The 12,847-nt window shown below is 65.6% G+C and carries 16 protein-coding genes; 4 read left to right on the forward strand and 12 right to left on the reverse strand.

All coding sequences use genetic code 11. From position 1 onward, the window contains the following. The gene (locus I6F37_RS05190; RefSeq protein ID WP_036012818.1) at positions 1 to 462 is read left to right on the forward strand and encodes a DUF488 family protein; all 462 of its coding nucleotides are present in this window, start codon (positions 1 to 3) and stop codon (positions 460 to 462) included. A 133-nt stretch (positions 463 to 595) separates the two neighbouring features. On the opposite strand, the gene I6F37_RS05195 is transcribed toward I6F37_RS05190, so the two are convergent. From I6F37_RS05195 to I6F37_RS05220, 6 genes are all read right to left on the reverse strand, one after another. Beyond that, positions 596 to 1,510, reverse strand: a complete 915-nt coding sequence (locus I6F37_RS05195) for a PhzF family phenazine biosynthesis protein (protein ID WP_036012834.1) — start codon at positions 1,508 to 1,510, stop codon at positions 596 to 598. Between the two features lie 152 nt (positions 1,511 to 1,662). Then, the gene (locus tag I6F37_RS05200; protein ID WP_036012819.1) at positions 1,663 to 2,970 is read right to left on the reverse strand and encodes an adenylate/guanylate cyclase domain-containing protein; all 1,308 of its coding nucleotides are present in this window, start codon (positions 2,968 to 2,970) and stop codon (positions 1,663 to 1,665) included. A gap of 29 nt (positions 2,971 to 2,999) precedes the next feature. Beyond that, a complete protein-coding gene (locus I6F37_RS05205) occupies positions 3,000 to 4,163 on the reverse strand; it encodes an ABC transporter permease (protein WP_036012821.1) in 1,164 nt (387 codons plus the stop codon). Beyond that, positions 4,160 to 5,092, reverse strand: a complete 933-nt coding sequence (locus I6F37_RS05210; protein WP_036012823.1) for an ABC transporter ATP-binding protein — start codon at positions 5,090 to 5,092, stop codon at positions 4,160 to 4,162. The genes I6F37_RS05205 and I6F37_RS05210 overlap by 4 nt, the downstream gene beginning before the upstream one ends. Then, positions 5,089 to 5,892: an HlyD family secretion protein gene (locus I6F37_RS05215; RefSeq protein WP_036012824.1), complete on the reverse strand. Its 804-nt coding sequence runs from the start codon at positions 5,890 to 5,892 to the stop codon at positions 5,089 to 5,091. The genes I6F37_RS05210 and I6F37_RS05215 overlap by 4 nt, the downstream gene beginning before the upstream one ends. Beyond that, positions 5,889 to 6,584, reverse strand: coding sequence for a TetR/AcrR family transcriptional regulator (locus I6F37_RS05220; RefSeq protein ID WP_085969158.1), 696 nt, complete (start codon positions 6,582 to 6,584; stop codon positions 5,889 to 5,891). Before I6F37_RS05220 ends, I6F37_RS05215 begins: the two co-directional genes overlap by 4 nt. Positions 6,585 to 6,692: 108 nt before the next feature. Between I6F37_RS05220 and I6F37_RS05225 the strand changes: the two genes are divergently transcribed. The 3 genes from I6F37_RS05225 to I6F37_RS05235 are packed head-to-tail and all read left to right on the forward strand — an operon-like array spanning position 6,693 to position 7,915. Continuing rightward, positions 6,693 to 7,028: a helix-turn-helix transcriptional regulator gene (locus I6F37_RS05225; RefSeq protein WP_036012825.1), complete on the forward strand. Its 336-nt coding sequence runs from the start codon at positions 6,693 to 6,695 to the stop codon at positions 7,026 to 7,028. Then, positions 7,025 to 7,486 (forward strand): SRPBCC domain-containing protein, encoded by a 462-nt coding sequence (locus tag I6F37_RS05230; RefSeq protein WP_036012826.1) that lies wholly within the window; start codon positions 7,025 to 7,027, stop codon positions 7,484 to 7,486. The genes I6F37_RS05225 and I6F37_RS05230 overlap by 4 nt, the downstream gene beginning before the upstream one ends. Positions 7,487 to 7,501: 15 nt before the next feature. Further along, positions 7,502 to 7,915 (forward strand): GFA family protein, encoded by a 414-nt coding sequence (locus I6F37_RS05235; protein ID WP_036012827.1) that lies wholly within the window; start codon positions 7,502 to 7,504, stop codon positions 7,913 to 7,915. A 67-nt stretch (positions 7,916 to 7,982) separates the two neighbouring features. Here I6F37_RS05235 and adhP read toward each other — a convergent pair whose 3' ends face one another. The 6 genes from adhP to I6F37_RS05265 all read right to left on the reverse strand — a co-directional run bounded on the left by adhP (position 7,983) and on the right by I6F37_RS05265 (position 12,845). Continuing rightward, positions 7,983 to 9,008, reverse strand: coding sequence for an alcohol dehydrogenase AdhP (adhP, locus tag I6F37_RS05240; RefSeq protein WP_036027781.1), 1,026 nt, complete (start codon positions 9,006 to 9,008; stop codon positions 7,983 to 7,985). A 139-nt stretch (positions 9,009 to 9,147) separates the two neighbouring features. Continuing rightward, positions 9,148 to 9,558: a DUF2000 family protein gene (locus I6F37_RS05245; RefSeq protein WP_057029516.1), complete on the reverse strand. Its 411-nt coding sequence runs from the start codon at positions 9,556 to 9,558 to the stop codon at positions 9,148 to 9,150. A 66-nt stretch (positions 9,559 to 9,624) separates the two neighbouring features. Further along, entirely contained in the window at positions 9,625 to 10,014 is a 390-nt protein-coding gene (locus tag I6F37_RS05250) for a DUF4189 domain-containing protein (RefSeq protein ID WP_225150510.1), read from the reverse strand. A gap of 202 nt (positions 10,015 to 10,216) precedes the next feature. After that, positions 10,217 to 11,821, reverse strand: coding sequence for an NTP transferase domain-containing protein (locus I6F37_RS05255; protein WP_225150512.1), 1,605 nt, complete (start codon positions 11,819 to 11,821; stop codon positions 10,217 to 10,219). Continuing rightward, complete coding sequence (locus tag I6F37_RS05260) at positions 11,818 to 12,519, reverse strand: XdhC family protein (RefSeq protein ID WP_225150514.1); 702 nt, start codon at positions 12,517 to 12,519, stop codon at positions 11,818 to 11,820. Before I6F37_RS05260 ends, I6F37_RS05255 begins: the two co-directional genes overlap by 4 nt. 2 nt (positions 12,520 to 12,521) lie before the next feature. Then, a complete protein-coding gene (locus I6F37_RS05265; protein ID WP_025037240.1) occupies positions 12,522 to 12,845 on the reverse strand; it encodes an XdhC family protein in 324 nt (107 codons plus the stop codon). Positions 12,846 to 12,847 lie beyond the last annotated feature (2 nt).

Genomic DNA, 12,847 nt, shown 5'->3' on the forward strand with positions numbered 1-12,847 from the left:
ATGGCAAAGGCGAAGAAGCTCTTCACCATCGGCTACGAGCAGACGCCGCCGAAGGCCGTGCTGGACGAGCTGGAACAGGCCGGCGTCAAGCTCGTGGTCGACGTACGCGCGGTGACGTCGTCGCGCCGGCCAGGTTTTTCCAAGAAGCAGCTTTCGGCGGGCCTCAACGAGCGCGGCATCGGCTATGTCCATCTCGCCGCGCTCGGCACGCCGAAGGAAGGCCGCCTCGCCGCCCGCAGCGGTCAATACGACGTGCTGGAGAAGATCTTCTCCAAGCACCTGAAGACGCCGCAGGCGAAAGAAGAGATGGACGAGCTTTCTGCGCTGGTGAAAAAGGCCGGCCCGGTGTGCCTGCTCTGCTACGAGCGCGACCACACCCACTGCCACCGCCAGATGATCGCGGAGATCATCGAGGAGCGCGATGGGGTTGCGGTGAAGAATTTGGCGGGGCGGCAGGTGTAGCCACAGCCGTCATTCCCGGGCGCGCGCAGCGCGCGCTAGGGTGCGCAATTGCGCACCTGAGAATCCATTCCTCCACCAACACTGCGGCTAGATGGATTCCGGGTTCGCGCTACGCGCGCCCCGGAATGACAAGTTACCCCTCCCCCGCCAGCCGGAACGTCCCCTCCATCATCTGCACGCAAGCGCCGCCGACGTGAGCGGATACAATTTTGCCGTCCTGCTTGCGTACGCGGGTCGAGAGGATGCTTGGACGACCCATGTCAAAACCCTGGCCGAGTGTGAGCTTGAGCTCACCATCGCGCGCGGGATCGAGATCGGCGAACAGCGCGGCGGCGGCAACCGTGGCGCTGCCGGTGGCGGGATCCTCGACGAGGCCGCTGGCACCGCGCATGAACATGCGCGCCTGTCGCTCGCAAGGCGCCTCCGCCGCCGGCACATCGCGCGTATAGAACCACACCGAGCGGGCACCGTCGCGCGGCAAGACCTTGCCAAAGGCCGCAGCATCGGGCCGGGCCCGCTTCAGCGCCTCACGCGAATGCAGCTCCATCACCAGAAACGCGTTTCCGACGGTGACAATCTGCGGCTCGTGATTGTCGGTCTTGATGTCGTCGGCAACGAGCGAGATGCAGCTCGCGGCTTCCGCTGTTGACAGCGTTGAGAGCCGCTGCAGCGGCTGCGGCGCGGTGAGCTCGGTTCTGACCACCCTGCCCTGCTCTCGCACGATCTCGACCGGGACCAACCCGGCCTTTTCCTCGAACAGCAGGCGTGGCTTCGGCTCCTTCGCCATCGAGGCCAGCACGAAGGCAGTGCCGACATTGGGATGGCCCGCAAAGGCGATCTCCTGCACCGGCGTGAAGATGCGCACCTCGGCGTCGTTGGCCCTGTCGCGCGGCGGCAGCACGAAAGTGGTCTCGGAATAATTGAACTCGGTCGCGATCGCCTGCATCTGCTGCGTCGTCAGCCCGCCGGCATCGAGCACCACAGCGAGCTGGTTGCCGCCGAAGGCGCGGTCGGTGAACACGTCGACGGTGATGTAGCGGCGCTGCATCGTCACTTCCGCATGCAAGTCGCGGCCGCGACCGGCCGCATCGCGCAGCACTCTACAAGCCGAAAACATCGCTCGTCATGCCCCAAAATCGAGTGCAATCGGAGCAATCGCTTGGATGAAAGTGAACTGCGCGCGCCGATGTGTGATGCACATTACCCCAGCTGAAACACCGGTACTTTCTGCTCGTAGCCGCGCACCTCGACCTCGCCGAGCGCGACGGCATCGCTGCCGTCGGCTCCCAGCGCCTCGCGCACGGACGCCGAGATCAGGAGCTGCGAGCCGAAATCCTTGTTCAGCGCCTCGAGTCGCGAGGCGAAGTTCACGGTATCGCCGATGACCGTGTATTCCTTGCGCCGGGGCGAGCCGATATTGCCGGCGACGACCTCGCCGAAATGGATGCCGATGCCGATCCGCAGCGGCCAGCTGCTCTCTGCGTTGATGCGGTCCATTGCCCGGAGCATCTCGCGGCCGGCGGCGACCGCGCGGTGCGCGGCGTCGGATGCTTCCAGCGGCGCGCCGAACAGCGCGAGGAAACCGTCACCGAGAAACTTGTTCACGATGCCGCCCTGGCGGTCGAGAATGTCGACCAGGACGGCGAAGGCGCCGTCGAGCCGGTCGACCACCTCCTGCGGACTGCGCGACTGCGCACCGGCCGTGAAGCCGCGGAAATCGACGAACATCACCGCGACGCGGCGGACGTCGCCGCTAGCGCCCGTTCCCGCCGTCATCAGCCGCTCCACCACCTGCGGCGAGACATGCTGGCCGAACAGATTGGTGACCCGGTCACGCGCGGTGGCGGCCGCGATGCTCGCGGCGAACTGCCGGCGCAATTGCGCGCCGACGGCGCCGGCGAGCACGCCGCAGATCAGGATGATGGCGCTGCGCACCGCGTGAAAATAGAGCTGGGGCTCGCCGACGCTGCTCGAGGGATCGTAGACCCGTGCGACCACGAACAGCTCGGCAGCAGCGACGAAGCCGGTGAAGGTCGAGAGCCAGAAATCGAGCCGCAGCGTCGAGAGGATGACGAAAATGAAATACATCAGCGGCACGGCGAAGCCGAGGGCCTGGGTCGCGCCCATGGTCCGGATCTGCAGGATGAGGATCACGGTTGGCAGCGACGTCTCGATCAGCGTGCCGATATAGCGCCTGGCCACCGGCACGTCGCGGTCGAGGCGGAGGTTCTTCCTGATCTGGGTGTGGACCCAGACCTCGAACAAAATGAACCCGACGAGCAGGCCGTAGACTTCGGCGAGCCCTTCGGTGCCGCGCCAGACCCGGTTCACCACGGCGGGGTCGATCAGATAGATTGCGGTGAGGAACAGGGTCATGACGCAGCCGGTCGCGATCAGCGCCCGGACCCGCAACAGCTCGGTGCGCAGCACCTCCCGCGTCAGCTCGCGCTCGAAGTCCTCCGACAAGACGGCATGCTGCCGCGCTTTCCTGCTCGCAAACTTGGCCATCCCGCCCCTCGATTCCGGGGTATTGTGCCTCAATCCAGCGTGCGGCGGAAGCGCGTCACCGCGACGGTCATGGCGAGCAGCATCAGGGCCGCCAGCGCCAGCGTATCGAAGCGCAAATTCTCCATGGTCGCGCCCTTCAGCATGATGGCGCGGACGATCCGCAAATAATGGGTCAGCGGCAGGCATTCGCCGAGATATTGCGCCCAGGCCGGCATGCCTGCGAACGGGAACATGAAGCCGGAGAGCAGAATGCTCGGCAGGAAGAACATCATCGACATCTGCATGGCCTGGAGCTGGTTCTGAACCAGCGTCGAGATGGTGTAGCCGACCGCCAGATTGGTGGTGATGAACAGCGTCGACAGCAGCGCCAGCAGGACGAGATTGCCGAGCACGGGCACGCCGAACAGGCCGACACCGATGCTGATGATCAGGAAGGCCTGGACGAAGCCGACCAGCACGTAGGGCACGATCTTGCCGAACATCACCTCGACCGGCTTGATCGGCATCGACAACAGGCTCTCCATGGTGCCGCGTTCGACCTCGCGCGTGACCGAGAGCGCGGTGAAGATCAGCATGGTCATGGTGAGGATGGTGCCGACGAGGCCTGGCACGATATTGAGGCTGGAATTCGCGGCCGGATTGTAGCGGGCGTGGGCGCGGATCTCGAACGGCATCTCCGGGGGCTCGCCGATATAGAGATCGTGCGCGAGCGCGGTCTGCACGATCATGCCGAGCGAGCCGAGCGCAGCGCTTGCGGCGACCGGATCGGTGGCGTCGGCCGCGACCAGCAGCGCCGGCCTGTCGCCGCGCCGCACCGCCCGCTCGAAGCCGCGCGGGATCTCGACCCCGAACAGCACCTTGCCGGACTTCAGGAGGTTGTCGAAATCGTCGACGTCGTGAACCTCGTAGAGGAAGCGGAAATATTTGGTGTTCTCCAGCGCCTTCAGCACCGAGCGGGCGAGATCGGAATCCTCCTGGAGCAGCACCGCGCTCGGCAGATGACGCGGCGTGGTGTTGATGGCATAGCCGAACAGCATCAGCTGCATCACCGGCAGCATCACGATCATCGCGAACGAGACGCGGTCGCGCCTCAGCTGGATGAACTCCTTGACCAGCATCGCGTAGGAGCGCCGCAGGAAACCGAAACGCTCGCGGATTTCGCGCCGTGGTTCGGGATGTTCTACCGCGCTCATTGGAAATTGTCCTTGGAGCGTCCCATCAGCTCGATGAACACGTCTTCGAGCGAGGGCTTGGACTTCTGCCAGTGCAGGCCGCCTCTCTCGCGCCAGGGCGCGATGCTGGCTTCGAGCGCCGGGACGTCGCGGCCGGAAACATGCAGCGAGGTGCCGAACGGCGCCACCATGTCGATGCCGGGCTTGCCCGTAAGCGCGGCACCAAGCTCGTTCAGGTCGTCGCCCGTGACGGTATAGGTCGTCAGCGCCGACTTCGCGATCACCTCCTCCACCGTGCCGTGCGCCAGCAGATAGCCGTAGGCGATGTAGGCGATCTCGTGGCAGCGCTCGGCCTCGTCCATGTAATGGGTCGAGACCAGCACCGTGAGGCCCTCGGCGGCCAGCGCATGGATCTCGTTCCAGAAATCGCGCCGCGCCTTGGGATCGACGCCGGCGGTCGGCTCGTCCAGCAGCAACAATTGTGGATTGGGCAGCGTGCAGGCCCCGAGCGCCAGCCGCTGCTTCCAGCCGCCCGAGAGCTCGCCGGCGAGCTGCTCCTCCCGCCCCGAGAGCCCGAGCCGCTTGATCATGGCGCGCGCGGCGCCGCGCGCGTCAGCAAGGCCATAGAGCCGCGCCACGAATTCGAGGTTCTCACGCACCGAGAGGTCCTGGTATAGGCTGAAGCGCTGGGTCATGTAGCCGACCTGGCGCTTGATCTTCTCGGCATCGCGGCGGATGTCATAGCCGAGACAGGTGCCCTCGCCGCTGTCGGGCGTCAGCAGGCCGCAGAGGATGCGGATGGTGGTGGTCTTGCCCGAGCCGTTGGGACCGAGGAAGCCGTAGATCGAGCCGCGCTTCACCTGCATCGACAGATCGTGCACGACCTCGCGGCCGCCGAATGACTTGGTCAGGCCCTTGACGTCGATTGCGATGCCGTTGCCGTTGCTCATCGCTTGTCCGCCACCGGTGTCTTGGTCTCGGGAGTTTTGGGATTGAGGTGGATGTCGATCGGCTGTCCGACGCGCAAGGCATCGGGCCGCGAGGGTCGCGCCTGGATCAGATAGACCAGCTTGTTGCGCTCTTCGAGGCTGTAGATGACGGGCGGCGTGTATTCGGCCGAGGTCGCGATGAAGTAGATCTTCGCGGTGAGGTCGGCGGCGCAATTGTCACAGGAGACACGCACCGTGTCGCCGATCGCGAGCTTCGGCAGCTCGGTCTCCGGCACGAAGAAGCGCAGCTTCATGTTGCCGGGCGGCATGATCGAGAGCACCGGCCGCTGCGCCGCCACCATCTCGCCTTCGCGGAAATAGATCTGCTGGATGGTGCCGGCGACCGGCGCAAAGCCCTTGCGCCGCGCCATCCGCGTCTCCGAGGTCGCCACCCGCGCCTCCGCGACGCGCAAGGCGGACACGGCGGAATCGAGATTGGCCTGCGTGCCCGAACCGGTCTTGTTCAGCGAAGCCGCACGGTCATAGGTCTGCTGCGCGTTCGCAAGCGTCGCCTTCTGCTGGTTGAGGTCGGCAAGCTGGAGATCGTCGTCGACGGAATAGAGGTGATCGCCGACCTTGACCTCGTCACCTTCGCGGACGTTGAGCTTGGTGACGCGCCCGGCTTCGTCCGGACTGACGAAGATCATGTCGGCCTCGACCCAGCCCTGGAAGCCGGGATCGCGCTTTTCCTTGCACCCGGCAAGCCCGGTTGCGAGCACAAGGACCAATGCCAAGACAGAAATTACTTGCGACGACCTCATGTCGTCCTCCGTTCGCCAAAAATCAAATCGAGATGAACGCGCAGCATCTCCTGCGCGTCGAGCGGCGCATGCCGCGCAAACAGGCTCTGCCAGATCACGGCGATCATCGCGGGCGCGACCAGGATCTGTGGATAGCGCGCGAGGTCCTTCTGCCGGATCTCGCCGCGGGCGATGCCGAGCTCGATCAGCGCGCGCATGGCAGTGATCCCGCGCGAGACCACCTCGCGGTAGTAGAAGTCGGCGACGGACGGAAAGCGCGGCCCCTCCGCCACGATCAGACGCACCAGATCGCCCCGCCTCGTGCCGATCACCTCCTTCAGGAAGTTGCCGGCGAACGTCTCGATGAGGTCGCGCACCGACCCTGCCGGCGGCGGCAGCGTGGTCAGCCGTGCGACCACGGGAACGATGACGATGCGCACCAGCTCCTCGAACATCGATTCCTTGTCTTTGAAGTGCAGGTAGATCGTGCCCTTGGCGACGCCGGCGCGCTTGGCGATGTCGTCGAGCCTGGTGGCGGCGAAGCCGCGCGCGATGAACTCCTCCATCGCCGCCTCCACGATCGCCGCACGCCGCTCCGCCGCACGCGAGGCGCGGTTCGAGGCAGGCGCTGCATCGGGGCCAGCAGTCCCAGGGTCGTTCGCTCCGGTGGGAGCGGCGGAGGGCAAGGCGGCTTTGGTCGGCTTCTTCGTCATTCGATATATATGACTGACTGGTCAGTCATAGTCAAGAGCGCGCGGGGGCGGCGACTGTCCAGACGAATTAGTGTTGACTAATGCATTAGTATCCGCTAATTTGATGGCATGATCGAAGCCACCCCAAACCCCGTCACCACCGTGATGCGCGCCCTTGCCGATCCGACCCGCCGCGCCGTGTTCGAGCGTGTGTTCGAGAGCAAAGAGATCAGCGTCGCCGAGCTGACGCGCGGCAGCGGCGTCACGCAAGGAGCCGTCTCGCAACACCTGAAATCGTTGAAGCAAGCGGGCCTCGTCGCCGAGCGCGCCGAGGGCCGCAACGTCTATTACCGCGCCGCGCCGCAGGGACTCGAGCCGCTGGTCACCTGGATGGACCATTACGGCGTCTTCTGGCGCGAGCGTTTCCGGAACCTGCGTGACCTCTTGAAGGAGATCGACCCGTGAGTGCTGCCGCGTTGAAAGCCGACACAAGAGACATCGTCATCGACGAGGTCTTCCCTCACACAGCCCAGACGATCTGGAAGGCGCTGACCAGCGGACAGCTGATCGGGCGCTGGCTGATGCAGCCGACCGGCTTCGAAGCCGTCGAAGGCAAGGCCTTCACCTTCCAGACCACCCCGGGGGGCAACTGGGACGGCGTGATCCATTGCCGGGTTCTCGAGGTCGTGGCGCATCGCCGCCTCGTCTACGCCTGGAAAGGCGGCGACGAGCGCAACACCGGCTATGGCGCCCCGCTCGACACCGTCGTGACCTGGTCCCTCACCCCGGTCGAAGCCGGCACGCGGATCCGCCTCGTGCATGCGGGCTTCGTCCTGCCCAGGAACGAGTCGGCCTACACGGTGATGAGCGGCGGCTGGAAGAAGGTCGTTCGCAAGCTCGACGAGATCAGCGGCGAAGGTTGAGTGGGAGATATTGCGATGGAGAAGCCCTATACCGGCGGCTGCGCCTGCGGCGCGATCCGCTATTCGATCGAAGGGGAGCCCCTCTTCAGCAATCACTGCCAATGCCGCGACTGCCAGCGGGAAAGCGGCAGCGGCCATGGCTCGTACGCGACCTTCGCGCGCGCCGGCGTCACGCTGACGGGCGATGCCAGGCACTGGGACATGGTCGCCGACAACGGCAAGGTGAAGACCCGCGGTTTCTGCACACAATGCGGCGTAGCTGTCTACATGACCTTCGCGGCGCAGCCTGACGTGTTCACGATCCGGGCGGCAAGCCTCGACGAGCCCGCCCGCTACAGGCCGCAGGCGGTGACCTTCGCCGCGCGCGGCCATGAGTGGGATCCTCTCGACCCTGGCCTGGTGAAGTTCGACGGCATGCCGCCAGGGTAAAGCGCCAGATTCTTGTTTTGACGCGTTTTCTTAACGCGAACCGGTGTCCACTTCGCTCGAAAACGCTTTAGCCAAAATCCAGCACCATGCGACCGTCGATCTTGCCGGCCCTCATCCGGTCGAAGACGTCGTTGATCGCTGCGAGCGGCACCTTGGTCACCTCGGCCTTGACCTTGCCGTCGGCGGCGAACGCGATGGCTTCGTCGAGGTCACGCCTCGTGCCGACGATGGAGCCGCGCACGGTGATGCGCTTGAGCACGACGTCGAAGATCGGTGTCGGGAATTCGCCCGGCGGCAGGCCGACGAGGCTGACAGTGCCCTTGCGACGCACCATCTTGAGCGCCTGAGCGAATGCAGCAGTCGACACCGCCGTCACCAGCACGCCATGCGCGCCTCCCCCACTCGCCGTCAGCACCTTCTCCACTGCACCATCCGCCAGCGCGTTGACCGCGAGATCGGCACCGGTTTCACGCGCCAGCTCCAACTTGTCCTCGGCGATATCAACCGCGGCGACCTTCAGCCCCATCGCCTTGGCGTATTGGATCGCGACATGGCCGAGCCCGCCGATTCCGGAGATCACGACCCACTCGCCGGGCTTGGCCTCGGTTTCCTTCAATCCCTTGTAGGTGGTGACCCCAGCGCAGAGGATCGGCGCGATGGCCGCGAAATCGATCGTCGCCGGCAGCTTGGCGGCGAACGCGGCCGAAGCGATGACATATTCGGCAAAGCCGCCGTTGACGCTGTAGCCGGTGTTGTGCTGGTGCTCGCACAGCGTCTCCCAGCCGGTCTCGCAATATTCGCACGACATGCAGGCGTCGTGCAGCCAGGCGACGCCGACGGCATCGCCGACTTTCAGATTCTTCACGCCGGGCCCGAGCGCGGCGACGATGCCGGCGGCTTCATGGCCGGGGATGAAGGGCGGCACCGGTTTCACCGGCCAGTCGCCGGAGGCGGCATGCAGATCGGTGTGACAGACGCCGCAGGCCTTGACCTTGACCAGAACCTCGCCCGGACCGGGCTGCGGCACCGGCACGTCCTCGATCACCAGCGGCTTGCCGAATTGCTTGACGATTGCGGCTTTCATGGTCGGCATCGGTCTGCTCCTTGTGCTTTGTGAAGCAGAATAGCGACGCCGCCCGGCGCACCCTTGAGGAGAGTCAAAAAGCACAATGTTTGCGCAAGGGCGGGTCCATCATGACACCCCGATGACGCCGCGCGGTGCTCTCGATCTGTCAGCTATGGAACTTGAGACCGTCGACGATCTTGTCGATCACCTTCCGCTCGGCGCGCATCGCAATGCCGACGAGATTGAGGTCGCTACGCGCAACCGCCCTCACCGCCTCGCGGTTGGCGGCATCATGTGTCGTCTTGAACATGTCTTCGGTATAGACCGCCGCCTTGACGTTGCGGGCGAGCGCGCGGTCCAGCGCGCGCGACAGCGCCGGACCGTCGGCGCCATAGATCAGGATCGGTTGGCCGATCAGTGCATGATACTTCGTGCCCGAGGCGTCCTCATAGGCTTCGCCGATGCATTCCGGAAAGGCCGCGGCGATGCCGCTGGTGAGGAAGGAGGCTACGTTCAGCTTCTGCCAGGCTTGAAGATCGGTACGGATCACGACCGCGATCTTGGTGTCGAACTGCATGTATGCCTTCCACTGTCATTCCCGAGGCGATGCTACGCAACGCCCGATCACGACAGCAAGAGAAAATCACCCTTTGGCGTCACAGGCCCAAGCGCGGATCACGCATTCCTTGCCGCCGTATTTGTAGCATTCGCGCGTGGCGGCGTTGAGCGAGGCGGAAATATTCGGCTTGACGGCATAGCCGTAGGCGCCGCAGGGATTGGTCATATCGACCGACATCGCAGCGCAGGCGCGCTTCATTGTCATGGTGGTGCAATCGCCCTTGCACTGCTTCTGCGCGGCGGCGCGGGCCTCGTGCTCGTGGCCATAATCATAGGCCTGGCCATAAGCGCCGCACTTGCCGACCGCGATGGCGCCGGCGGCCTCGGCTTCTGTCGTATGGCGCGCGCCGGATGCAAAGACGGACAGCGCAAGGAAAAACATCGCGCAACGGCGCGCGACGATGTTCGAAGCCATGGAAAACCCCTCCCCCCAAGGCAGGTGGAGGCGAGTCTAAGCGGCGGTCGTTTCCAGATGGTGAACGGGTGGTTGAAATCGGCAGGCTTGGAGGATGCCGTAGTCCCGTAGGGCGGATTAGCGAAGCGTAATCCGCCTCTTTTGTTTCCGCGGAGAAACACAGCGGCGGATTACGCCTTCGGCTAATCCGCCCTACGCACCTTCAGCCCCGCCGTGCCGCCTCCAGCGCCTGCGGCGTGTCGATGTCGAGGAAGGCGCTCTCGCCGTCGACGGGCACTTCGGCGACCGCCTCGGTGTGCTTGGCGATCAGATGCCGCGCGCCGATGTCGCCGTCGAGCGTCATCAACTCCTTGAAGAAGCGGCGCGACCACAGCACCGGGTTGCCGCGGCGGCCCTCGCTGACGGGAACGACTATGAGATTGCCGCGGTCGGGCGCGAAACTGTCGATCAGCCTGTCGATCAGGCCGGCGTCGATCAGCGGCATGTCGCCGAGACACACGACGGCGCCATCGCAGGTCTCGGGAACGGCGGCGATGCCGGCCTTCACCGAACTGGCGATGCCGCCGGCGAAGTCCGGATTGCGGACGAATGTCACCTTCAGGCCTTGCAGCGCCTGCTCGACGAGCTCGGCCTGATGGCCGGTGACGACGATCACCTCGGATGCCCTAGAGGCCAGCGCCTGCTCGGTCGCGAGGCGCACCAGCTTCTTGCCGTCGAGCTCGGCGAGCAGCTTGTTCGGCCCGCCCATCCGGGTCGAGCGGCCCGCCGCGAGCACGATGGCCGCGACCTGGCTGTTGCCCTCGGTCTCCGGCTTGGCGCGCGGCTGCGGCCGCGTCACGATCTCCATTAAGAGGCCGCCGACGCCCATGCCCATCAGCTCGGAGCGGGTCACCTTGATGCCGGCGAGAAGCCGCATTAAGACCCAGTCAAAACCGTTCTCGACCGGCGAGCGCGCGCAGCCCGGCGCGCCCAGCACCGGCACCTCGCCGGCGCGGGCGATCAGCAGGAGATTTCCGGGGTCGACCGGCATGCCGAAATGCTCGATCTCGCCGCCGATTCCGGTGACGGCCGCCGGAATCACGTCGCGGCGGTCAGCGATCGCGGATGCACCGAACACGATCACGAGCTCGGCGCCCAGGCCGAGCAATTCCTTGATCGCGGCCGACAGCGCCTGCTCCTCGTGCGGGACCCGGCGCTCGGCGATGATGCTGGCACCGGCTGGCGCCAGCCGTTCGGCAGTGACGCGCAGCGTCTTGTCGATCACCTTGGTGGACAGGCCCGGCAGCAGCGTCGAGACCACGCCGACGCGCTTGATCACGTAAGGCGCGACCTTCAGCACGTCCTTGCCCGCCGCCTTCACCGCGGCATCGCGTAAACTCGCCTCGACGCCGAACGGGATGATCTTGACGGTACCGACCATCTCGCCCTCGACCACCGGCTTGTAGGCGGCGAGCGTGGCAAAGGTGATGGCTTCGTCCATGTTGTTGATGCGGTCGACCGCGGCGCGATCGATCACCAGCACGCCCGCTCGCGCGGCGAACAGATTGGCACGGCCGGTGAAAGCGCGCTCGACATGGATGCCCTCGCCGCCGATGGCGAGCGCGATGCTGGCGGCGGCAACGTCCTCGGAGACGTCGCCCGCCTCCATGCGCACCACGACGATGTCCTTGATGCCGGCGCGCTCCAGCGCCTCGACCTCGGCAGGTCCGATCGTCGTGCCCTTCTTCAGCACCAGCGATCCCTGGCGCAGGGTGTGGACGGTCACCCCGCCAATCGCATCCCTGGGGCTCGCCGGGCCGAACTTCATGCCGCTTCTTCTTTTTCCTTGGGAGGCAGCCGAAGCACGGCCGTGATCTCGGCCATGATCGCCACCGCGATCTCGGACGGCGAGACCGCGCCGATCGCTAGCCCAATGGGCGCGTGGATGCGCGCGATGTCGCTTTCCTTGGCGCCTTGCGCCCGCAATCGGTCGCCACGCTTGGCATGCGTCTTTCGCGAGCCGAGCGCGCCGATATAGAAGCAGTTGCGCTCGAAGGCGTGCAGCAGCGCGGGGTCGTCGATCTTGGGATCGTGCGTCACCGCCACGAACGCGGTGTAGGCATCGACATTGAGCGGCGGCAGCGCAGTATCGGGCCATTCGGCGATCAGCGGAATGTCGGGGAAGCGCTCGGGGCTTGCAAAGGCCGTGCGCGGATCGACCACGGTGACGTCATAGCCGAGCGAGCGCGCCAGCGGCGCGAGCGCCTGGCTGATATGCACCGCGCCGATGATGACGAGCTTTGCCGTCGGGGCGTAGACGTTGAGAAACAGCTTCTTGCCGCCGGCCTCGACACTGGCGCTCTTGCCTATGCGAAGCTGCTTCTCGAGCTCGGCGCGCAGCGGATCCTTGGCGAAATCCTTCGCCTTCACCAGGCGCTGCTCGCCGCTCTCGGTGTCGGTTACCAGAATCACGGGCCGGCGCGCGGCGCGTTCGGCATTGAGTTCGTGCAGGATGTCGAGCTTCACGGCTAACCGACCTTCTCGACGAAGACGCGGATGGTGCCGCCGCAGGACAGCCCAACGTTCCAGGCGGTCTCGTCGGCGACGCCGAACTCCAGCATCTTCGGCTTGCCGCTCTGGATCACATCCATGGCCTCCGTAACCACTGCGCCCTCGACGCAGCCGCCGGAGACGGACCCCAGGAACGTGCCTTCGTCGTTGATGACGAGGCTGGAGCCCGCCGGGCGCGGCGCCGAGCCCCAGGTTTCCACCACCGTCGCCAGCGCAACGCCACGGCCGGCCTTCTGCCAGTCCTCCGCCGCCTTCAGGATGTCCTCGTCGCGATCGAGCATGG

The sequence above is a fragment of the Bradyrhizobium sp. NBAIM08 genome (genome assembly GCF_020193935.1).
Lineage (GTDB): Bacteria > Pseudomonadota > Alphaproteobacteria > Rhizobiales > Xanthobacteraceae > Bradyrhizobium > Bradyrhizobium yuanmingense.